The following is a 21,856-nucleotide window of genomic DNA, read 5'->3' on the forward strand; positions in this document are numbered from 1 at the left end:
AACAAGTAAAAAATTGCCTTAGAGAAAATCTAAGGCTTATAAGAAAAATCGAGAGTCAATAATAATTTGTTTCCTAACTCATTTACTCGGAATTAAAGAGGGAGAATAAGTAAGTCGACAGTTTTGTTTTGTACCAATCACTGAATATGGTGCCAGCTGAGGTATACCATTGATTGAAGTTCGGATAAGCTGAATGCATATTTGCTTTTTCCAATGGCCATTCAAACTCACCTGGAACAAGAAATGCCCAAGGAAAACCTGCAGGATCGAGATACTGATCCGTTCCATCTGCGTTTTTATAGAGCCCTAAGAAATGAACTTCTAACTTAGTATTTTGAACATAAATATACAAATCGTACGGTGCTTTACCTAATGTTAGAAGAGGAACTGGTTCGTCGAGTATCAGTTCCCAAGTCGCGGTGTCGCCTTCGGTAAATGTTTGAGAAGCATCTGTATTGGATTGAGTGATTGTTGTATTGCTTGATGGCAATAAATTAATGACATCTTGTGAGTTCAATCTCTTGGATTCTTCGAAATAGACATCACCATTTGGTTTAGACCTTCTTAAAGTATAATCCCCAGCTACCACAGATGGCAGCCGGAGATTGAGTGTATGATTGTAGCCAGCTCCCTTGGCAACATGTGTATATTCTCCTCGGATTCGAACGACCTTACCTTCTTTATTTAAATCTTCTTCGTTTATAACACGAATAACATAATCATTGAAATCTGCATCTCCTTGCTTAGGATATAAATCTTCATAAGCAATGGTATAATAGGATTCAGAAGGAATCCGAATTTTCGTTGCTCGATTTGGATCTTCTGGGTAATCATCGAGATCGTTTGGTACAGAATCGGAATCTAAATCTGGATTTGCGATTTGTTCAATTTGGTTGATCCAGATGTAGACATCACGATTTATTTCCAAGACATTCTGCAGATCCACTTCAATAAAATATTGAGTTCCCATATAAATAACTTCCAACATCACTTTCGGTTCAGCTCTATTATTTATGGTAAAACTTCCCGTTACAGCACCTGATTCGTCGGTTACAGCTCGAAAAATTACAGTTTGTACGTTATCTGGATTTAAGTTTCTTACTTGAACGAGGAGTCCATTTACTGGGTTATTCGGATCTTTTACCACTACTCGAATTGGAAAAGTTGTTGTATTCTCAAAAAGAAAATCAACAGGACCATTGATATCAAGAATGTCCATACTAAATGGCACAGTAACTGGATCAGTATCATCAGGTTCCGATAAAGGAGGATCAGTACCTTCTTCAACTGGTGCAACAGGCTGAAAAAGCGTAACTAGCCAAGCGTAATTTTCGTCCTCTTGAGTCGCACATGAGCTAAATAGAAGTCCAACAAAAAGAATGATAAGGGTTTTATTTTTATTCATGATTCTGATTCCCGATGCTTAGTATGACTCAACTTTTGAAAACAAGCAATAGGCCAAAAGGCCTAGATAAATTGATTTTGGATAAAAAAATCGTAGATTCTCTAGTAAATAATTAGTGTACTGATTCTAATGTCTTATACGGATTTATACTTTCCTTCGGGTGCCAAACTCACGATTAATTTTTTAAATCTAGAGGATAATGAAAAGATTGTTGAATCGATCATTCAATTATCAGATTCTCAAGATTATGCGGATGTTTTTTTTCTATTTCCAACGAAACATACTGATAGAAGTTTTTTGTTGGGACTGCCCGCCGAATTCAAAGAGAAAAAGAGAAAATTTTTTCCAGTTGATTGTAGGAGATTTGATGCTCATGATTTCTTATATTTTAAGAAGTTATCAGTGTATATGCGAAGGAAATCCGAAGAAGGACATATCCTGTTCATTGTTCCCGAGCAAGAGAGTAATAAACTTGATCAGATTCTTCCATTATTATTCCTCCGCCCACTTCATAATAGTCCTGAACCAATAATTTTCCAAACACTAGGACGACGTGAGCTGACCAAGTCAGATCAGCTTGCTTGCGAATATTTGCATTATCTAAATCCGAGATATACTGTTCCAACACGATTCAAGAAAATAAATTCTGAAATTCGAACGACTGTAAATAAGCCCAGTAAATATTCTATTCGATTTAAATTATTAGGAATTACTACCTTTATACTTACTGTGTCGATTTCAGGAATGATCTGGCTTGCTTCTTTATTTTTTAAAGAAACCACTTCGGTAATGATTCAAGAATACAATCTCAATCTTTCTCGCTTAATCGGGGATGTTATCGAATCCGATATTAAGAATCTAATCTATAGAGCTGAATTATTCTCCGAAGTTATAAAAAGAAATCGAAGTACAATTAGCCAAGAGGAAAAAGTCAGCGAGTTTTTTGCTGAGAATCCTTCTGTTGTATATTTCTTCAATCGCAACAATGACCTAGATTCAGGTGAGATAGGATTTTTCAATCCTTTACATGCTCAAGATAATGCGATAAAATTAGAGAATATAAAAGAAATCCTTAGCAATAATGAAAAGATCGTTTCTAAATCACAATTGGGTGTCCCAGTGATTCAAAATGTAACTAATCTTGTGGATGGTTTTCCGTTACTTGTTCTGGTTCTACCTATTGAAAAAAATTCCAAGAATACTATTTTCTTGTTTGTTACTCCAGGATATTTCTTAAAGTCCTTACAATCTTCAAGGCAAGGTGATTTTTTCCAATTGTATCTTGTAGATTCTCTCGGTAAATTAATTCTTTCCACGGATGAACTTGTTCAAGTCTCTGAGTTACCGATAGTATCAAAAATGCTAGTATCCGGAATTGACAATGGTTCACAGCGATTCAAATTCCAAGAAAAAAGTTACTTGGGATCATTTAGAATTCTAAGCAACTTTGGATTAGGTGTAATATCCTCTGTGCCAGAAGATCGTGCGTTTGAAGCTGTCTATAGAATTCAAAGACAGAATGTCCTTCTTCTCATTATGATACTCTCAATTGCTTTTGTATTTGTGTATCTTTTTTCTAAAACTTTGAGTATTCCTATCATTCGTCTAGTTGAAGCGACGAGAAAAATTGAGTCTGGAGATTATGAAGTTCAGATTGAACCATCTACCAAAGACGAGATTGGACTACTTACAAATTCTTTTCGATCTATGGCACGAGGATTGTTAGAACGACAGAAAATAAAAGAAGAATTCGGGAAATTTGTGAATCCAGAGATTGCTGAACGTGCTCTGAGAGGTGAATTAACGTTAGGTGGAGAGAACAAAGATTGCACCGTGTTTTTTTCGGACATCAGAAGTTTTACAGCACTCAGTGAATCTAAGAAACCTGAAGAAGTAGTTGAAATCCTAAATGAATACTTTACAGAAATGGTAGATTGTGTTCATATCACTGGTGGCGTAGTTGATAAATTTATTGGTGATGCTGTGATGGCTCATTGGGGAGCGATTCTTCCTGAGGTAAATGCAGCAAGAAAGGCTGTTGATTCTGCACTTCTCATGCGACTTGCGCTAATTGACCTCAATAAAAGGCTCGAAGAGAAAGGCAACGGAAGAATAAAAATTGGTTGTGGTATCAATAGCGGACCTGTGATTGCAGGACAGATTGGATCACAAAAAAGATTGGAATTCACTGTGATCGGTGACACTGTGAATCTTGCATCACGTGTTGAATATCTTAATAAAGAATTTGGAACTGATATATTGATCTCAGAATCAACCTATCAAGAATTAGGTGAAGGATACGATTGCCTTCCAATGAAACCAATATTTGTGCGAGGAAAAGAGCGACCTCAACAAACCTATGCTGTGCTTGGGAAGAAAAATGACGAGAACAGACCTAAAGATCTGATTGAACTTAGAAAATTGGTTGGAATTGATTTTGTGGATTCTTCCCTAAAGACAGAACAGAATTCCAATGATGAGAAACCAGCATGACTAAATTTATTAGAGATTTGGAATTGGAATTTCGAGATTGGATGGTATTTCTTTTCTCGATTATGATTTTTGGATCGGCTTTATTAGTTTTTTTATATGAAGAAAGACCTGGAATTCAACCAAAGCAAAAATTAGTGGGAACAGTAATCTATCGAAATCGGGTAGCACAGCGAAAGAATTCTTCTACTGTGATTTGGGATAACGTAGCGCAACGAGAAAATGTCTATAATTTTGATTCAATTCGTACGGATGATTTGGCGGAGGCAATTATCATATTAGAAAATGGAACACAGATCGAGCTTGATCCTTTTAGCATGATTGTTCTGAACATATCAGATGATGAATCCAAAATTGTTTTGGATCGAGGATCCGTTATTGTCCGACCAAGTGAGAATTCTAAAGTTCAATTGATTCGCGGGAATCGAATTCATTTCAATATCAAAGGATTGCTTAGGATTTTTGGGCAAGATGAAAATCGATATGTCGTGCTTTCTGACAAAGGATTTAGTATGGTCGAAGGCGATATCGATTCGATTCAATCCTCAGAAATAAATAAATTCCAAAGCGAGGATATTCTAGATATACCTGGTGATACAATTGTAAAAATCAATTCTCGCGCTATAGAAAGGATAAAAAATTCAATAGAAATAATTTATCCTACGGATAACACACGTTATTTTGTTGACGGCAAATTGGAATTAGAAGTTAGATTCCACTGGAAAGCTGATGTTGCAGTTGAGAAGATATTGATAGCAAAAGATCCTTTTTTCCAAAATCTGATTGTTGAGAAACAAGTAAACCAAGATAAATTTAGGATAAATCTTACTGATGGCAATTACTACTGGAAAGTATTAGGTGCCGATTCTGAATCCTCGCCTGCAAGATTTAAGATTAAATCAAGAGAAGATATCAAAACCATAGAACCTATACCGAATGAGAAACTTTTTCTTGATCCTGGTGATCTTACTGCATTTCTATGGAGTGAATCAGAATTAGCGGAATCATATCGATTAGAAATTGCTTCAGACTCAGGTTTTCAGAATACGATTAAGAAAATGGTAACCCACAGACCTGGTCTTTCTGTTTCGATGCCTGAAGGAAAGTATTTCTGGAGAGTTGTCTCAGTCGGATCCCTTGCTGGCACTGATTATAATTCGAATATATCGGAATTCGAAATTGTTCGCCCAATTGAGAATCTAAGTATCGTAGAGGAAAATAAAATAATAGAAGAAATTCCTAATAATGATTTGCCGCAATCAGAAATCTCAAGTGACAATCAAGATTCCAAGAAGACTGCAAAGGAAGCTAAAGTAAAGGATGAAAAAAATAATAATTTAGAATCAACCATCAAAAGAGATAGTGAAGAATCAGTGACTGTACTGAATAAACCGATTCCAATCTATCCTTTATCGAGTGTTGACATGGCAGGCAAAGAACGATTGGTTTTTCGTTGGAAGCATACTCCTGGTGCAGAATACTATGAATTTATTTTCAGAAATGAGACTGGTATTGGTCAAGAATTATTAAGAAAGAAAGTCGATTCCAATCAATTTATCATTGGTGATTTATCGATTCTCGATATTGGTAATTTTTCTTGGGAAGTGATCGCCTATGGCAAAAATTCCTTAGCAGCTTCGACTGGAAAAATAAATATAAAAATTCTTTTATCTGATGAACCAGATGCTCCCGATTTAGAAATAAGATGAAAAGATTTCTTTTAATATTATTCGCAACTCTTCTCTCACCTATAGGTATCTTTTCTGATTCAATACCATTTGGCGTTGAATGGAAAGAAGTGAAGGGAAGCAAAGGTTATCTAGTGCATTGGCGAGTTTTAGATTCTCTGAAAACCGAAGTCACAGATCTGGATCCAAACGAAATTAATAAAGCAATAAAAGATAAAAAATATTTTGAGAAATCTATTGCAACAAACAATGTACAGTTGGAATTAGACATAGGATTCTATGCGATCCGCGTTGCTAGCAAAAATGCTTTCGGTAAGCCAGGAAAATTTTCTGAATGGAGACGTTTTGAAATAAAATCCAATCAAAAAAACCAAACATTAGATTTATCGCAACAAGCAGACAAAAAGCTAGATACAAACTATGCTTACAATTATTGGGAAGCAATGATTCCAGGATACGTCCAATGGAAGCAAGGCAGTAAATACAATGCAACATTTTACGGAATTTTGATTCCGACAATAGCATATATTGGATTTCGAGAAAAGATTAGAGGGGATGCAATAGCCAAAGATGTCTGGAACGATCCATTTTTGCTTGGGTTTGGCCTATCCAATCAACCAATTGAAATCCAAACTCTTGCTTGGATCAGAAGGCAAAACGAAAAATCAAAATATAAAATGTCACAGAATCTTCAAACTTTTGCGGTCGCCGGATTGTTTTCTTTATTTTTGATCCATGGATTGGATTTGTATTTCTTCGGTGGTCAAGGTATCATTCAATCTGCATCTTGGTCAGAGGATAATTTCAATCGAAGCCCATTATCTGAATTACGACAAGGCGTTCAATTTCAAGTGAGAATAGATCTATGAAATCAAAACATTTCCCCATTCCTGTAATTTTTTCGATTATGGCACTAGTTCTAATTCCGATCGTTGGATATTTTCTTGTTGCGAACACTCATTATCTTAAGTTTTGGAATTTTTTTACAATAATCCAATTTTATTCTATATACCAATTGCTTTTTAATATTCTATTATTATCAACTGCTGTTGGAATGATTTTTGTACAGAGATGGGCATTTATATTATTTCTTTTAGAAGGATTTCTTTTTTCTGCTTATTGTGTTATCATGATTGTATTGTCTCTTACTGGATTAATATCCAAGCAATTCAATGGAATTGACTACAGTATACTTGCGCTGATTTCTGGAACGGCTTCTTTGTTTCTCATATATCTTGTTAGACGAGAATTGTCTATGCCTTATTTTTCCATCATTGGAAGGGGCTGGAGATTAGCCAAACGAGATAGTTTGCAAATTCCATTGGTCTGGATAAATAGTCTTGGGCAAATGGGGAAAGCTATAACTGAGAATATTTCCGTGACAGGTTGTTTAATTCCCATTCCGATCGAAGAGGAAGCCTTTGTTCTGCCAGGAGAATCTTTGAAATTGACAATGGATATTGATGTTGTTGGAAGTATTCAACCAATCGAAATATCCGGACAAGTTGTACGAATTCGAGAATCAAATTTTGAAACTGGGCTTGCCGCAGGAATTATGTTTGATGAATTCTTGTCCAAGAAGGATAAAATATTATTTAGAAACTTTTTGTCCCATAAATATGCACCTAGATATTCTGCGAAATATCCAATCCAATACAATATCGGTGAGTCGCGTCATCGAGGACAACTATACAATCTATCACGCACGGGATTGTATGTCGAATGCATTGATCTGCCAACAATTGGATCAGTGATACCTATACAAATTTTGGTTCCGGCAAGAACTATCCGCTTGAAAGCAACTGTCGTATGGACCAATCCTTCTGGCAGATTTGATAAAAAGCGTGGAATGGGTCTGGAAATTAAAAGTTGGGATAACCCATTCCCGTACTTTTTATTATTATTGTATCTATTCTGGAAAGATGAGACAATTCGTTAAAGAGAAATAATCAATCATGATACATAGATTTCGCAATTTAAGAAAATCGGATGCCGTACGTCGAATGGTAGCAGAAACTACGATAACAGCAGATGACTTTATTCTTCCAATCTTTATTACGGAGGGTAGTAAGCTAAAGGAAGAAATTTCATCTATGCCGAATTATTTTCGGATGAGTTTGGATATGATCAGTCAAGAAATTGAAGAAATTTCAAAACTTGGCGTACAATCTGTTCTACTTTTTACGAAAGTTGAAGATGATAAGAAAACAGATGATTGCAGAGAAGCTCTCAATGAGAAAGGACTTATGGTTCGTTCGATTCAAAGAATCAAATCTTTGAATCCGAATTTGATTGTAATGACTGACGTTGCATTGGATCCGTTTTCGCCTTATGGTCATGATGGGATTGTAAGAAATTCTAAGATTCTCAATGATGAAACTGTGGATGTCCTTGCTCGCATGAGTGAGTTGCATGCTGTCGCAGGAGCAGATTTTGTTGCACCTTCCGACATGATGGATGGAAGAATTATAAGAATCAGAGAACGATTAGAAGAGACTGGTAATTCCGAAGTGGGAATTCTATCCTATTCAGCTAAGTATGCGTCATCGTTATATGGTCCATTTCGAGACGCATTGGAATCTGCACCTGGGTTTGGTGATAAAAAAACATATCAGATGGATTATCGAAATCGACTTGAGGCAATCCGAGAGGTAGTTCAAGACGTTAAAGAGGGAGCCGATATCGTCATGATCAAACCTGCAGGAATGTATCTTGATATTATCCGCGAGGTTCGAAATACTGTGACAGTTCCTGTTGCCGCCTATCAAGTCAGTGGTGAATATGCGATGATCAAAGCCTCGGCTATTAATGGCTGGATCAGTGAAGAGACAGCTATTCTAGAATCGATTTATGCGATCAAGAGGGCAGGGGCAGATTTGATCGCATCGTATTTTACAAAAGATGTAATTCGCTTGTTGAAGAACGATTAGAAAATGAACACAATAATAGTTCTATTGTGAATCCAAATTATCAACGATCATTCCAAATAACAAATTCAGGAATTGTATTGGATGCTAACCATAACTTCTTTCATTTTATCCAATTGCTCTTCTGAGATGAGAATCTCAATTTCTCCTATTAGAAAGGATAGGTAGGCAGATTGAAGAACACTTAGGCTATCTGCATCGCCATGCATTACCATATTATAATTATTGATTGCATTATGTCTTATCCATTCTGATCTAAACTCGAACCACAATCCGCTGATTGCACTGTCAACTTCGGTCTCACCTGCATCTTTTAAAGTGTTCGCTAAATCTTGGATTCCTTTCAGTTTGGATTTCGCAAAATACTTCAATTGCTTAATCCCTCTCTCGTTCAATCCAGGAAAGGAATCTATCATCTCATCCAGCTCAATGAGGTCTTTTTTATTTCGACAGAGTTGTAAGAGGCCTTCGATTTTCTGATTTATTCTTAATACCATATTCGTTCCTTCTCCTTAGACAGATCCTTTCAGTCTTTCAATTATATTCTAAAAATTTCTTATTTACTTTCTTGCATTCTGGAAAATAGTAATTAGCCTATGATTAAGATGTGGAAAAGTCTTTTTATTCAGTGAAAATGAAACATTATTTACAGAAAGAATTGTATGACTTGGTTCGATCCGATGAATCTGTTTTTGATTTCATCCAAGAATCAAGTTTGGATGGTCTCTGGTATTGGGATATTGAACATCCGGAAGAAGAATGGATGAATCCCAAGTTTTGGACTACTTTGGGATATGATCCGGTTACCAAAGAACATAAATCGAGTGAATGGAAAGGTCTTATCCATCCAGATGATCTAATCCTAGTTGAGAATAATTTTGCAAAGCATCTGGAGAACTCAGACCATCCTTACGACCAAGTAGTTCGCTACAAACATATGAACGGGTCTACTGTTTATATTCGTTGCCGAGGAATTGCAATTAGGGATGAATTGGGAAAACCTAAGCGAATGTTAGGTGCTCACATTGATATCACGAAAGAAAAAGAAACAGAAGCAAAACTTAAATTCCAATACGATCGTTTATCATTTTTCCTTTCGAATTCTGGTGACGAGGTTTTTGTTTTAGATTCCGATCTCAGAATTGTCGAGATATTTGAAAAGAAAGAACAAATTTCTTCCTTAAAGCCTTTTATAAAATTGGGTGAGAAAATCAATAATATTGCATTACCTGAAGAGTACAAAGTTACTATTGCGGAAGCGATTCAAAAAGCTATCTATGAGCCAGAAGGAATAAACTCAAGTTGTGATATTTTTTTCCCTCAGAATAAAGAATATTATAATCTAGATTTTATCTGCAATCGAGATGTAGATAAAGAAAAATTTGAGATCCTGTGCATTGTAAGAAATATAACAGAAAATAAGCGATCAGAGGCTGAACTGTTCAGCAGTAAACAATTTTATCAAGGACTCGTTCAAGCAAGTCCTGTTGGAATATTTAGAACAGATTCACATGGAAGTTGCATATATGTAGATCCTATGTGGGAAGATATAACCAAGTTACCTCTTGACAAAGCATTGGGAGATGGATGGATCCGCGCCTTGCATCCTGATGATAAGGATCGGGTGATTGATGAATGGTTGAAGGCTGTTCGAGAGCAGAGACCGTTCTCCCTAATCTATAGATTTCTGCCATCAACTAACAAAATTATATGGGTTCAATCGTATTCTGTTGCAGTTTACGATTCTTCTGGTTCGATTGAAGGTCATATAGGTACCATCAAAGATATCACTGAAAGAATTGAATTAGAAAAGGAATTGGAAAGAAAGAATCAAGAGCTGGAAACGTATTTTTGTACAACAATAGATTTGTTTTGCATAGCGGATATCAACGGTAATTTTCTAAAAGTCAACAAAGCTTGGGAAGAAACCTTAGGTTATAATCATACCGAATTGATAGGAAAATCCTTTCTGTCATTAATCCATCCCGATGACCTAGATAGCACTCTGGATGCGATGCGATCACTTTCCCAAGGGTCAAAGATTTTAAATTTTACCAATCGTTACAAGACAATTGATGGAGCATATAGATTTATTGAATGGAGGTCTTCACCTAATGGAGATCTGATTTATGCAGCAGCAAGAGATGTGACGGAACGAATGCTTCGAGATGAAGAATTGATTTTTACGAAGCGTATGTTAGAACAGACAAATAAAGTTGCTCGTGTTGGCGGATGGCAGTACAACTTAATTCAGGATAAACTCTATTGGACTTCTATCACTAGAGAAATTCATGAATTGGACGATAACTACATTCCAGATCTTGAGGTTGCTATGAATTTTTTTAGCACTTCAGAATACAAGGAAACAATCAATAAATTATTAAAAGACGCGATTGAGAAAGGAAGTAGATGGAATGCTGAACTAAAAATTCGAACAGCAAAAGGTAGAGAGATCTGGGTCAATTCAATTGGGCAGCCAGAGTTTATTGATGGAAAATGTGTCAATGTGTTCGGAACTTTTCAAGACATTGAAGAGAAGAAGGCTAGTGAACTAAAGATCATCGAAAGCGATAGACAACTTAAGTTAGTCTTGACTCAATTGAAAGGGATCTTAGATGCGACGTCCGAGGTGTCCATCATAGCAACTGATGTGAATGGAATCATAACTCATTTTAATTCCGGTGCTGAAAGAATGTTAGGTTACAAAAGTAATGAAGTAATTGGGATTTGCACTCCGGAAATTTTCCATTTAAAAGAAGAGGTTATGCAGCGAAGTGAGAGCCTCTCCAATCAACTTGAGAAACCAATTTCAGGCTTCCAGACATTTATTACCTTTCCGATCTGGGAGGAATCTTCATCAATGGAGTGGACCTATGTTCGTAAGGACGGATCAAAATTTCCAGTCCAATTGATGATTACGTCCGTTAAGGATAGATTAGGAAGAATCACTGGTTATCTCGGAATAGCTACAAATATTTCCAAAATCAAAGATGCTCAGCTCGCAATCCAAGAATCGGAAAATAAATTTCGAACTCTCTATGAATTGTCTAGGACAGGAATAGCACTCAATGATCTCACATCTGGACGCTTTATTGATGTGAATCCAGCTTTATTGCATATCACGGGATACAATAAGAACGAATTACTTACTCTTAGTTTTCAAGATATTACACCAGAAGAGTATTCTGCAGAGGATCAGACTAGAAGCCAATACCTGAAAGAATTTGGAATGATGGAATCTTATGAGAAGGAGTTGATTCGTAAGGATGGAAGTCGATTCCCGGTTTTATTGAACGTAGTAAAAGTAACGGATAGCGAGAATCGTGAAGTGATATGGTCTATGGTGCAAGATATTTCCGAACGAAAAGAACTGGAAATTGGTTTAATCAAATCGAAAGAAGAAGCCATTAATGCCAATCTAGCCAAGTCAGAATTTCTTGCAAATATGAGTCATGAGATTCGCACACCACTCAATGGTGTTATAGGTTTTACTGAACTACTGCTTAGAACCGAGCTGGATGCAATACAAATTCAATATTTGGAAACTATCTTTCATTCTGCTAAATCATTGTTAGATCTTGTAAATGATGTGTTAGATTTTTCCAAAATTGAAGCAAGAAAAATGGAGTTGTATATTGAGAAAATAAATCTCCAAGATTTTATAAACCAAGCGACAAATATTATCAAGCAGAGCCTAATAAAAAAGAATCTTAGATTGATCGTAAATGTTCATCCAGATCTTCCTACTTATATTTATGCGGATTCAATTCGTTTGAGACAGATAATATTGAATCTTCTGGGCAATGCTATCAAATTTACTTCAGAAGGTGAGATTGAATTACGAATTGAAATGTCATCTGATCTAATTGTTCAAGATGATTTTCAGTTTAGAGAGTTTCTATTCTCTCTTCGAGATACAGGCATTGGAATCTCGGAAGAAAATCATAAGAAAATTTTTGAGGCATTCTCGCAAGAAGATTCTTCAACGGCTCGTCGATACGGGGGAACTGGTCTTGGACTATCGATATCCAATCAGCTACTATACCTGATGGGGTCTAGGTTGGAATTAAAAAGTGAATTGGGATCTGGAAGTACGTTCTACTTTTCACTAAAATTACGTGTTGAAGAATCGGAAAAAACTGGAACGATATCGGATACCGAAAAAAATTCACCTAACAAAACTAAGGATTCTCAACTTATCAAGAGAGAACCTATATCAAATGATACTTACACAATATTGATTGCCGAAGACAATCCTGTAAACATGTTGTTAACCAAAATTCTAGTCAAACAGAATCTTCCGAACGCAATAGTTATCGAAGCATCCAATGGTGAGGATGCATACCATCGATTTTTGGAAACAACTCCTGACTTGATTTTTATGGATGTGCAAATGCCGATACTCAACGGCTTTGATGCTACTCTAAAAATACGAGAAACCACTAAAACAAAGATTCCCATCATAGCCTTGACGGCAGGAACCCTAGACTCCGAAAAACAGAAGTGCATGGCATGTGGTATGAACGATTTTATAACGAAGCCTGTGCTTCTAGAGGTTCTTCGAAATATTTTGACAAAATGGCTAATTGACAAGTAACAGAAAGCACTATGCCAAAATTGGATCCAAAACTATCTTGATGGAAATTAATCCTATTTTGAAGTGGATGTATGAATAAAGAATTTCAAAATATAACAGTAATTAAACAAGCAAATATCTACTATGATGGAAAAGTTACAAGTCGTACAATTTTATTCCCAGACGGATCTAAGAAAACGCTTGGAATCATGCTACCTGGAGACTATGAATTCGGAACCGAACTCGCTGAAGATATGGAAATTTTGCAAGGGGAGTTGGATGTTTTTCTGCCGGGTGATCCTGATTGGAAAGCGATTGAGCCTGGGCAGGTTTTTCATGTTCCAGCAAATTCCAAATTCAAATTGAAAATCAAGTCTACAACAGACTATTGTTGTTCCTATTTGAAATGATTCGGTTTTGATTCGGAATTCAGACAATTTATTTGGATTCAATTTCCAAATTATTAAATTTCCATTTATTTAAGTTTGTGTTTTTATGGCTTTAGAACTTGTCTAATTTAAACATTGGACATTTGTATTATGAATAAACCAGGGAATCTGGAAAACAGATTTTCTATAAGGAGTATATAAAATGAAAGTTAATCAAAAAATTATATTAGCTGCACCTGCGAGGACTCCATTCGCGCAGATCGGAAAAGCACTTGCAAAGTATGAAGGTCATCATCTTGGTCGCTTGGTTGGTGCTGAAGTAATGAAGAGGAGTGGTTTGAAACCATCTGACATCGACGGCGTTATTGTTGGTGAAGGATTTGCGAGCGCTCCAAATTCAGCTCGAGTAATAGCAAATCTATTGGGCCTTCCAATGGAGATTCCTTGTATAACTCTTGCGAACAATTGTGTATCAGGACTGGAAGCAGTTGCTGAAGCCACTCGTCGAATTCTGTTAGATGAAGGAAAAGTTTTTCTTGTGATCGGAGAAGAATCCCAAACTTCCATGCCATTTGTTGTTAAGAATGCAAGACTTAACAAAAAGACAAATAGCTTAGATAGTTTAAAGAAACTTTTACCTGACAATCTTCCTGAAGATGTTCAACTTCGTGATACCTTGGAAGATGGCTTGGGTGATGGTGAAACAAGTTTTGGTATGCAGGTAACAGCAGAAATCTTGGCTCAAAACTATGGGCTCAGCCGTGAGATTCAAGATAAAGTAGCATTTGAATCTTTCAAGCGTGCATTTGAAGCAACAGGCGAAGGCAAATACAAACCTTATATCATGGAAATGACAGATGACGAAGGCAATAAATTGCAAGCTGACGAAGCAGTTCTGTTACGCGAGGGCTTGGTAAAGAATCCGACACGTATGGGACGAGCTATGCTGATGTTTGAAAATCCGCAGATGAAGTTTGATCAGTTCAAAGAAAAATATAAAAGTTATCTTAAGAAAACTCATGGTCCAACTCTATCGATATTCAATGCAAGTCCAAGATCAGATGGCGCGGCTGGACTTATTGTTGCATCGGCTGATAAAGCAAAAGAACTTGGACTCAATGCACTTGCGACAATTTCTGGTTTTAAAATGAAAGGTGTTGACCCAAATCTTATGGGACTTGGTCAAGCTGAAGCGACGATAGCTTTGTTAGATGAGATTGGTGAGAAAATAGAAAATATAGATATTATCGAAATACATGAAGCCTTTGCAGCAACTGCAGTGGCTGCACTCGAGGAAATCAAAGCCCGAACTGGTTTGGATTGGGAGAAAAAATTCGATGATAAAAAAATCAATCCCAATGGTGGGTCAATTGCAATTGGACATCCTTTTGGTGCAACAGGAGTTAGGTTGCTCCACAATGCATTCATGGATTTTGAAGAGAATCCGTCCGTGAAGAAAGTTCTTGTGACTGCTTGTGCACATGGCGGAATTGCAGGATCAATGGTGGTAGAGCGAGCTTAATTGTAGCGAATGAAAGGATACGGAATGGAACTGAATCAGTACATTCCGTATTCTAGAATAATGACAATGTCTCCTTGTTCGAAATTCAAGGAGACCATTTTCCCAGCTTTTTATTTCGATCTTTTTATTTATTTTTCGTACGTTCAATTAAGCTCTATAGTTTGATCTTAGGACATTTTTTATTGATAAATTTCAACATCTCTTCTGTGTTACTGTATAGAAGTATCACTTCGTCTCGGTCTTTTGGATCTGGTTTGAAAACATCCTTTACTTTGATTGCACAGCTGTTCCCATATCCATCATAAATAGCTGCATTGCGATTCATCTGAGAAATGGGTTGTTCTCCTAAACGAAAACCATAATCAATTAGAATATTGCCTGGCTTAGGTTTGATATTGATTCCTCCATTAATTTTTGCTAATGTATCAATATGAGTAAGTGGCTCAAATGAAATCTCATAACCTTCAATTTCACTGATCAGGCCAGATTCGAAATTGGCTTTCAAGTTAAGACCTGATGGACTCTTCATAGAAATTTCTTCATCATTGCTAGAAGATAAATCGATTAATGTTTCTGAAAATGGAATCAAATGAACGGTCTTAGCCCCGGTGGATTTTGATAGTTTTTTATGGTCTGACGTTCCTACAAAAAAATGAATCATGCCGTTATTAAATATAGTTGCAGTTCGTGTGCGAGTCTCATTTTTTCTATAGAATTCAAAACTATGTTCAATAACTAATGCACATCCTAATTTTCGATGACTGTAAGTCGAGATTTTGAGATTATTCTTTTCTAAGCTAGCATCACATTTCTCTGTAGAATGAATGGATAAATTGAAAAAGAATAGAACCAAACAAAAAACTAAAATACTTGCAACTTTAAGAATATGCGAATTTATTTGATAAATCTTTTTTTGGAAACTGAAAAGGGTAAAAAATTTAGAAATCTTCATAGGAATAGTAATTTATTAACTAATTATTGAATTGTCAAGTGCAGTTCTATGTTTTTGCAATTTTTACATTCCGTAATTTTCTAATAGTCTTTCGCGCCGAAGGCTATCCATCATTTGAGCAGATATAAAAAGTGAAATAAAAATTCTCCATAAATTATTGATATCATGTGCACAGTCTTCTTCACGAAGGTTATTTCGTTCGGATGCAAGTATAAGTAGATAAGCAATTTCATAACCATAATCAAAAGGATCGAAGTCAGCAAAATATTCAGTCTGAGTTTCTAAGTCAAAACTTCGCCAATCGAAAGGATACTCCAAGTATTCTTCGGATTCTTCCAGAATGTATTCCGATTCTTGAATAAAAATTTCAATAAGCGCATCTATTCTATCTGCAAAGGATAAGATTATTGGATTGAATTTTTCTTTTAATTCTTCCACAAAGATTTGATCATATTCTTCGGTTTCTAAAAGGGGAATGTATTTATCATTTGTCTCTGCGATCGAATTATACAATGACATCAAAATATCAGTCAGATCCTTGATTTCTTCTTCACAAATTTTTGTCTCTGAAATGATATCCTGGATTAGTTTTCGAATATGAATGGAATCTGGAGGTGATTCCATCCAGATATTTCTGAATAGTTGAAAGAAAATATGAAATGGATTTCGTTTGGATTCTTTTAATTTAAACCAATCACAGAGTTTTTGGAATTTGGTTATGATATCGGTTTTCATATATAATTATGTTTTCAATTCTATAACAGTATCAATGCAATAAAAAGCTCACGTATTTCATAATTTTTTTTAAGTTAGATAAAAAATATTGTTACCTCCAATTTTATAGATTCAATCAAAAAATACCATTTGATCTGGAAAATAGCGGTGTCATTTCACGATTCTCATTGACATTTTAATTCAAGTAACGAATATCAAGGAAATTAGGAGTGTTTGCTCATGAAATATTTTATTGCCTTGGTTCTTGTTTTTATTTCAATATCCGCATTATTTGCTGACGGATTCAAAGCTGGTGATCGCGTGGAAGTTCTATATCCAAAGGATGGAAAATACTATTCAGGAACAATTCTCAAAATAGATAAAGCTGGATATCTCATTCATTATGATGGGTATGCAGATAGTTACAATGAAGTTGTGACACAAGAAAGATTGAAAACGATTTCGCAGATTGAAGGTGTGACCTTCCTGAAGTCAGAAAAGGGTAAATCTATTGTCGTCTCAGGCAATCTAAAAACAGGATCGATATTAGAAGATCTAGACTGGGCTGCAAGTTCCAGCATGGCATGTTGGCCGGGTAGTTTGCGAGATTTTGAATTCCAGGGCAATCAAGTTTACTACTGGACAGACCTTCCAAAAAAGTCTACTTTAGTAATCACTGTTAAGCCAAAAAATACAAAGGATCGTATTAATTTATATGCTTATTCCGGCTTTGATCCAAAATACATCGTACCAAATGTCCCAGGTGCAGTCAGTTGCGAAGCATCGTATCCTCAATATGTGGGATCTCCAGACTTATCAAAACCAAGTGAACCCCAATCAGTTGAATTGAGAGCAGTTGGTAATCCATACAGAGTGTTCATCGCGGTGTCGGGAGCAAAGAATGTTACCGAAGCAGATTATGATTTAATTCTAGAATGGAAGTAGTATAGTTTCGAAAGAACTTAAATTCAATCGGTATAAGATTGATCAATCGCTTGCCAGATCGGGTTTTATGATTTTTCTGGATATAGGTGAATGTATGCAAGACTATGCCAATCAGAATTGGGAATTATCCGATATTTGTAACAAAAAAGATTCAATCCACTCGATGGATCGACTCCGTAAAATTATGGAGATTCTTCGTAGTGAGAATGGGTGTCCATGGGATAAAGTTCAAACGCATGATTCATTAATTCCTTGCTTACTTGAAGAATCGTATGAAGTCGTAGATGCTATTGAGATGAACGATTTTGTTGGCATCAAAGAAGAATTAGGTGATCTTTTATTCCAATCAGTTTTTCATGCAAGGCTTGCGGAAGAACAGAATCTTTTTTCGATTGATGATGTGATCCATGGAATTGCTGACAAGTTGGTTCGTAGGCATCCTCACGTTTTTGCTTCAACCCAAGGTGTAGACTCGCCCGAACAAGTTGTAACACAATGGGAAGCGATAAAGCTTGAAGAAAAGCGAATGAAGGCAGAAGAAAGAAAAAAGATCGATGGTCGTTTACGATCATTAGAAAGTGATGCTACTTCAGAATTGTTGCTATCTCATATTAATGAACCAACATTAGATTCTATATTGGATTCAGTTCCGTCTGCTTTACCTGCAATTCAAAAGGCAGACAAAATTCAATCCAAGGTTTCCAAAGTAGGATTTGATTGGGAAAAATGGCAAGAACCCATTGAAAAATTATGGGAAGAGGTTTCTGAGTTGAAGAATGAATTGGATCACTTGAAAAATTTCCATAGCAATTCATCGGATGCGAAAATCAAAATCAAGGATCTTCCTTCTGATCTGATTGGTCGAATTGAAAGTGAAATGGGTGATGTTCTGTTCTCGATTGTCAATGTTGCAAGACATTTGAAACTGGATGCCGAAACTTCTCTAAGAAAAACCAATGAAAAGTTTTCAAAACGTTTTCGATACATTGAGAGAGCAAGCTCTGAAATGGGTAAATCACTGAATGATATGAATCTTAAAGAAATGGATGAGTTATGGAACCAAGCCAAAAAACTAGAATCCAAACTAGTATAAATGATTTAGAAGACATTCAAATGATTTCTACAATGATGTGGGAATCGATAGAATCTTTTTTTCGAAACAATGAAGAGAATTCTTACAGTAAATTCCCCGAATGGATTGATTACTCATATGATACTCAGGACTGGCCTAAGAAAATACAATTTGCTTTGAATAAACTCTCAACTACAAATCCGAATAAATCTTTAGATTCACAGACCAATAATTTTCAAATTATAACATCGAATATGGGTTCCGTCACTCTTCGTCCATTAGATGCAAAAAAGTATCCAATTTTTTATATGAGTCTAACTAAGTACTCTGATTCCAGCTATCTATGGGAAGATGAAAATGGAAATCGTATGGAAACAAGAGATTGGCAAAAATATTTTAGTCAGGCAATTAATAATTATTTTGCATAAATTTATTTCCCTTACTAATAGAATTCAGAATGTTTTTAATTTTATTAAAAATATTTCTTCTTCCAAAAATAGATTAGAAATCCTATCGGAAGTGCTCCAATCACGAAAAGGCTTCCATAAAATAATTTAGGATTTGCAAATGGAATCGCTTCAAAGTTCATGCCAAAAAAACCTGTAACGAACGTTAGTGGAAGGAAAATAAAGGAAACTAGAGTTAATTTTTTTACAGTTTCGTTCGTTTTCTGCGATACAAGAGAAAAATAAGCATCCAGTAAATTGCCCAATAGATCCCGTTCCAACTCGATCGATTCATGAATTCGAATCAAATGATCAAAAATATCTCGAAAATAGAATCTAACTTTTTCTGATATATACTTAGAATCATATCTTGCAAGGTATTGGAAAACATCTCTTTGAGGCGATAGAGTTCTGCGCATTCGAAGCAAAGACCGCTTAATTAGAATCATATTTTCAATTAAATTATTTCCATTCTCTTTCCACAAAGATGATTCTAGCTTTGCAATTTCTTTGGATAGACCATCCAATACAGGGAAACTGGAATCTACAATCTGATCACAGAGTAGATGTAGTATGAAATCAATTCCATTTTTTAGAACACAAAATTCACCTTGGGCATTGCGTTGCCAAATGGATTCGATTGTCGGGTCGGAATGTTGGTGAATCGTAATAAGATAGTGTTCGTTGAAGAAAAAATGGATCTCTCGAATTCTAAGAGAGTTTGGTTTGATAAAATGAATTGTATGCAATACTATAAAACTATGTTCATCATAGTCTTCTATTTTGGGTCTTTGATTTAAATTTCTAGTATCTTCGAGTGCAAGTGGATGAAGAAGAAAATTATCGGATAGGTATTTCGTTTCTTCATCAGTTATGGATTGTATATCTATCCAGATTCTATTATTCCTATTCGGAATAGAGTTTAAAGGATAGTTATCAGTGCATATTGGACTATTCGTTTGACTGTCGTATTCTAGAATTCGAATCATTATCTTGTTTTAAGTCTATTCCACTGAGAGTAAAAAAGATTGATATCTTTTTCTGAAGAGGATCTTTCAATTTTTGATTCATCCAGATCCATAGAATTTAGTATTCCTGTCTCTTTATAGAGAATATATTTTTTATCATTCTGAATATAACCGAGACTGCTATCAACATTCCAAGTTTTTAAAGGGATTTCCAAATTGTAATTCTTAGAAAAGAAATTTCTAGATCTATTTGAATGAAAAATTTCTTGATACGAATCTTGATTTGATTTCTTTTTAAATGCTTTAGAATTTTCTGATGATTCATTGAATATGGAAATGATACTTGGGTAGAAGTCACTCAAGCTTGCCTTAGAGATTCTGTTTCTATTGGTTATAATTTTATTTTTTATCAAACAAGGTATTTGCGTTTCTTGATTCAGAATGGAATAGTTGTGCTTCCAGAAATTATTCTCTCCAAATGATTCGCCATGATCAGAAAGTATTATTATCAAAGGTTCAGTTTTTCGAACAGAATTGATTTTGTTGATTAATTTGTTGAGAACTTGAATCGTTTGCTTTAAACTGCTATTGAATCTTTGTAAGGAAGTTAAATTTTCCTTTTTAGAATCAGGATTTCTGCTACTCACAAAATACGGACTATGTGTATTCGAAAATCCAATTACTGAGAAAATTGGCTTTTGAGATTTTAAAATTTCTTTTGGAACATAGTCATTCAATATTTCATCATTGATTCCCCAAGGAAATTTTTCTGTAATAATATTGTGCTTGATTCCCCATTCTTCGAGTCCTTGAGCATCTGTTGAATCTTTGAAAAACTGTTTTGCATAAGTATCGATACCCTCAAGATAAAAGCTTTGTGTGAATACGAAGTATGTATCATAGCCTTGAGATTCGAAATATTTTGACAGATTGAAATTGATATTATTAGGTGTGACGACGGATCTTGATTTCTCAATTTGGATTTCGCCTGTAAGTAAGGTATAGATGCTTTTGCTACTATGAGGAACTGAAATAAAGCAATGATCAATGGATAGAAAAGAATCATTGTATTTGAAACTATTTTTCGAGATTTCATTCCAAGATTTAAAATTTACTCCTTCCAAAAGAAAAATAAAGATATCAGTGCCTATTTGCAGATTGATTTGTTTTTCATATGAATTGTCTACTGAATCTAAATCAACATTATCCATGTTAAGAATCTTTGAAGTGCTGATCCTATTTTCTTCATTGTATTGAGACTGGTGGTGAATGATTGAAATTGAAATATGTAAAAAAAGCAAAGTTGTTATCAGCCATTTTCTGTATTTTTTCAATCTTTCATAAAAAATATTCTTATAGTCCTGTATCAGAACCAATAAGAAAATAAAACTTATGATTTGAATATGCATACCCATAGGAATAGTTCGTAAAAAATTAACGCTATCCTCAAGGAGCAACGAGAAATTCTCACAATAATATTGTATTAAAGAAAAATTAATTTTTGTATTAAAAAAGGATTCGAAATAGTAATAAATTGATAGAGTCAAGATCAGCAATACATCGAAAATTAGTGAGAACTTCAACTGCCTAAAAAAATTTGTTCCGCAAACGAGTATCAAGAAGGTAAAAATAAATAAATCAGTTAGATTTTTTGACGATTGGATGCGATGCCAAAATGGTATTGGAAAGAAACTAAAAAATATTAGGATCAAAAGTAAGAATTTAATGGAAAAAATATTTCCAATTCTAGAAAATATTTTGG

General features: G+C 35.2%; 17 protein-coding genes. 11 read left to right on the top strand and 6 right to left on the bottom strand.

The annotated features are described in order from the left end of the window. Positions 1-82 precede the first annotated feature (82 nt). Entirely contained in the window at positions 83-1,405 is a 1,323-nt protein-coding gene (locus tag O4O04_RS04530) for an LruC domain-containing protein (protein ID WP_272534453.1), read from the bottom strand. 129 nt (positions 1,406-1,534) lie between these two features. Here O4O04_RS04530 and O4O04_RS04535 point away from each other — a divergent pair, with 129 nt between their 5' ends. The 5 genes from O4O04_RS04535 to hemB are packed head-to-tail and all read left to right on the top strand — an operon-like array spanning position 1,535 to position 8,513. Further along, positions 1,535-3,898 (top strand): adenylate/guanylate cyclase domain-containing protein, encoded by a 2,364-nt coding sequence (locus O4O04_RS04535; protein ID WP_272534455.1) that lies wholly within the window; start codon positions 1,535-1,537, stop codon positions 3,896-3,898. Beyond that, the gene (locus O4O04_RS04540; RefSeq protein WP_272534456.1) at positions 3,895-5,604 is read left to right on the top strand and encodes a hypothetical protein; all 1,710 of its coding nucleotides are present in this window, start codon (positions 3,895-3,897) and stop codon (positions 5,602-5,604) included. Before O4O04_RS04535 ends, O4O04_RS04540 begins: the two co-directional genes overlap by 4 nt. Beyond that, positions 5,601-6,452 (top strand): hypothetical protein, encoded by an 852-nt coding sequence (locus O4O04_RS04545; protein ID WP_272534457.1) that lies wholly within the window; start codon positions 5,601-5,603, stop codon positions 6,450-6,452. Before O4O04_RS04540 ends, O4O04_RS04545 begins: the two co-directional genes overlap by 4 nt. Beyond that, positions 6,449-7,522: a PilZ domain-containing protein gene (locus tag O4O04_RS04550; RefSeq protein ID WP_272534458.1), complete on the top strand. Its 1,074-nt coding sequence runs from the start codon at positions 6,449-6,451 to the stop codon at positions 7,520-7,522. The genes O4O04_RS04545 and O4O04_RS04550 overlap by 4 nt, the downstream gene beginning before the upstream one ends. A gap of 16 nt (positions 7,523-7,538) precedes the next feature. Beyond that, on the top strand, positions 7,539-8,513 hold the full coding sequence (hemB, locus tag O4O04_RS04555; protein ID WP_272534460.1) for a porphobilinogen synthase: 975 nt from the start codon (positions 7,539-7,541) through the stop codon (positions 8,511-8,513). A 65-nt stretch (positions 8,514-8,578) separates the two neighbouring features. On the opposite strand, the gene O4O04_RS04560 is transcribed toward hemB, so the two are convergent. Then, positions 8,579-9,007: a hypothetical protein gene (locus O4O04_RS04560; protein WP_272534461.1), complete on the bottom strand. Its 429-nt coding sequence runs from the start codon at positions 9,005-9,007 to the stop codon at positions 8,579-8,581. A gap of 137 nt (positions 9,008-9,144) precedes the next feature. On the opposite strand from O4O04_RS04560, the gene O4O04_RS04565 reads away from it, so the two are divergent. From O4O04_RS04565 to O4O04_RS04575, 3 genes are all read left to right on the top strand, one after another. Next, positions 9,145-13,107: a PAS domain S-box protein gene (locus O4O04_RS04565; protein ID WP_272534463.1), complete on the top strand. Its 3,963-nt coding sequence runs from the start codon at positions 9,145-9,147 to the stop codon at positions 13,105-13,107. Positions 13,108-13,178: 71 nt separating this feature from the next. Then, positions 13,179-13,496 carry a pyrimidine/purine nucleoside phosphorylase gene (ppnP, locus tag O4O04_RS04570; RefSeq protein ID WP_272534464.1) on the top strand — a complete coding sequence of 106 codons (318 nt, stop codon included), beginning with the start codon at positions 13,179-13,181 and terminating at the stop codon, positions 13,494-13,496. A gap of 181 nt (positions 13,497-13,677) precedes the next feature. Next, on the top strand, positions 13,678-14,997 hold the full coding sequence (locus tag O4O04_RS04575) for a thiolase family protein (protein WP_272534466.1): 1,320 nt from the start codon (positions 13,678-13,680) through the stop codon (positions 14,995-14,997). 154 nt (positions 14,998-15,151) lie between these two features. Here the strand turns inward: O4O04_RS04575 and O4O04_RS04580 are convergent, their stop codons facing one another. Next, positions 15,152-15,949 carry a hypothetical protein gene (locus O4O04_RS04580; protein ID WP_272534468.1) on the bottom strand — a complete coding sequence of 266 codons (798 nt, stop codon included), beginning with the start codon at positions 15,947-15,949 and terminating at the stop codon, positions 15,152-15,154. A 63-nt stretch (positions 15,950-16,012) separates the two neighbouring features. Next, positions 16,013-16,684, bottom strand: a complete 672-nt coding sequence (locus tag O4O04_RS04585; protein WP_272534469.1) for a hypothetical protein — start codon at positions 16,682-16,684, stop codon at positions 16,013-16,015. A 219-nt stretch (positions 16,685-16,903) separates the two neighbouring features. Here O4O04_RS04585 and O4O04_RS04590 point away from each other — a divergent pair, with 219 nt between their 5' ends. The 3 genes from O4O04_RS04590 to O4O04_RS04600 all read left to right on the top strand — a co-directional run bounded on the left by O4O04_RS04590 (position 16,904) and on the right by O4O04_RS04600 (position 19,108). Beyond that, positions 16,904-17,608, top strand: coding sequence for an MBT domain-containing protein (locus O4O04_RS04590; protein ID WP_272534470.1), 705 nt, complete (start codon positions 16,904-16,906; stop codon positions 17,606-17,608). A gap of 67 nt (positions 17,609-17,675) precedes the next feature. Next, positions 17,676-18,701: a nucleoside triphosphate pyrophosphohydrolase gene (gene mazG, locus O4O04_RS04595; protein ID WP_272534471.1), complete on the top strand. Its 1,026-nt coding sequence runs from the start codon at positions 17,676-17,678 to the stop codon at positions 18,699-18,701. Next, complete coding sequence (locus tag O4O04_RS04600) at positions 18,662-19,108, top strand: hypothetical protein (RefSeq protein ID WP_272534473.1); 447 nt, start codon at positions 18,662-18,664, stop codon at positions 19,106-19,108. Before mazG ends, O4O04_RS04600 begins: the two co-directional genes overlap by 40 nt. 44 nt (positions 19,109-19,152) lie before the next feature. On the opposite strand, the gene corA is transcribed toward O4O04_RS04600, so the two are convergent. Together corA and O4O04_RS04610 are read right to left on the bottom strand one after the other, a co-directional pair. Further along, a complete protein-coding gene (gene corA, locus O4O04_RS04605; RefSeq protein ID WP_272534474.1) occupies positions 19,153-20,115 on the bottom strand; it encodes a magnesium/cobalt transporter CorA in 963 nt (320 codons plus the stop codon). Next, on the bottom strand, positions 20,115-21,509 hold the full coding sequence (locus tag O4O04_RS04610; protein ID WP_272534475.1) for a sulfatase-like hydrolase/transferase: 1,395 nt from the start codon (positions 21,507-21,509) through the stop codon (positions 20,115-20,117). Before O4O04_RS04610 ends, corA begins: the two co-directional genes overlap by 1 nt. Between the last annotated feature and the right edge of the window lie 347 nt (positions 21,510-21,856).

The sequence above is a fragment of the Leptospira sp. GIMC2001 genome (assembly GCF_028462125.1).
Lineage (GTDB): Bacteria > Spirochaetota > Leptospiria > Leptospirales > Leptospiraceae.

What these genes read in the sequence shown, in the direction of transcription:
- O4O04_RS04530 (WP_272534453.1), bottom strand. Translation starts at nt 1,405, where the DNA reads ATGAATAAAAATAAAACCCTTATCATTCTTTTTGTTGGACTTCTATTT.
- O4O04_RS04535 (WP_272534455.1), top strand. Translation starts at nt 1,535, where the DNA reads ATGTCTTATACGGATTTATACTTTCCTTCGGGTGCCAAACTCACGATT.
- O4O04_RS04540 (WP_272534456.1), top strand. Translation starts at nt 3,895, where the DNA reads ATGACTAAATTTATTAGAGATTTGGAATTGGAATTTCGAGATTGGATG.
- O4O04_RS04545 (WP_272534457.1), top strand. Translation starts at nt 5,601, where the DNA reads ATGAAAAGATTTCTTTTAATATTATTCGCAACTCTTCTCTCACCTATA.
- O4O04_RS04550 (WP_272534458.1), top strand. Translation starts at nt 6,449, where the DNA reads ATGAAATCAAAACATTTCCCCATTCCTGTAATTTTTTCGATTATGGCA.
- hemB (WP_272534460.1), top strand. Translation starts at nt 7,539, where the DNA reads ATGATACATAGATTTCGCAATTTAAGAAAATCGGATGCCGTACGTCGA.
- O4O04_RS04560 (WP_272534461.1), bottom strand. Translation starts at nt 9,007, where the DNA reads ATGGTATTAAGAATAAATCAGAAAATCGAAGGCCTCTTACAACTCTGT.
- O4O04_RS04565 (WP_272534463.1), top strand. Translation starts at nt 9,145, where the DNA reads ATGAAACATTATTTACAGAAAGAATTGTATGACTTGGTTCGATCCGAT.
- ppnP (WP_272534464.1), top strand. Translation starts at nt 13,179, where the DNA reads ATGAATAAAGAATTTCAAAATATAACAGTAATTAAACAAGCAAATATC.
- O4O04_RS04575 (WP_272534466.1), top strand. Translation starts at nt 13,678, where the DNA reads ATGAAAGTTAATCAAAAAATTATATTAGCTGCACCTGCGAGGACTCCA.
- O4O04_RS04580 (WP_272534468.1), bottom strand. Translation starts at nt 15,949, where the DNA reads ATGAAGATTTCTAAATTTTTTACCCTTTTCAGTTTCCAAAAAAAGATT.
- O4O04_RS04585 (WP_272534469.1), bottom strand. Translation starts at nt 16,684, where the DNA reads ATGAAAACCGATATCATAACCAAATTCCAAAAACTCTGTGATTGGTTT.
- O4O04_RS04590 (WP_272534470.1), top strand. Translation starts at nt 16,904, where the DNA reads ATGAAATATTTTATTGCCTTGGTTCTTGTTTTTATTTCAATATCCGCA.
- mazG (WP_272534471.1), top strand. Translation starts at nt 17,676, where the DNA reads ATGATTTTTCTGGATATAGGTGAATGTATGCAAGACTATGCCAATCAG.
- O4O04_RS04600 (WP_272534473.1), top strand. Translation starts at nt 18,662, where the DNA reads ATGGAACCAAGCCAAAAAACTAGAATCCAAACTAGTATAAATGATTTA.
- corA (WP_272534474.1), bottom strand. Translation starts at nt 20,115, where the DNA reads ATGATTCGAATTCTAGAATACGACAGTCAAACGAATAGTCCAATATGC.
- O4O04_RS04610 (WP_272534475.1), bottom strand. Translation starts at nt 21,509, where the DNA reads ATGGGTATGCATATTCAAATCATAAGTTTTATTTTCTTATTGGTTCTG.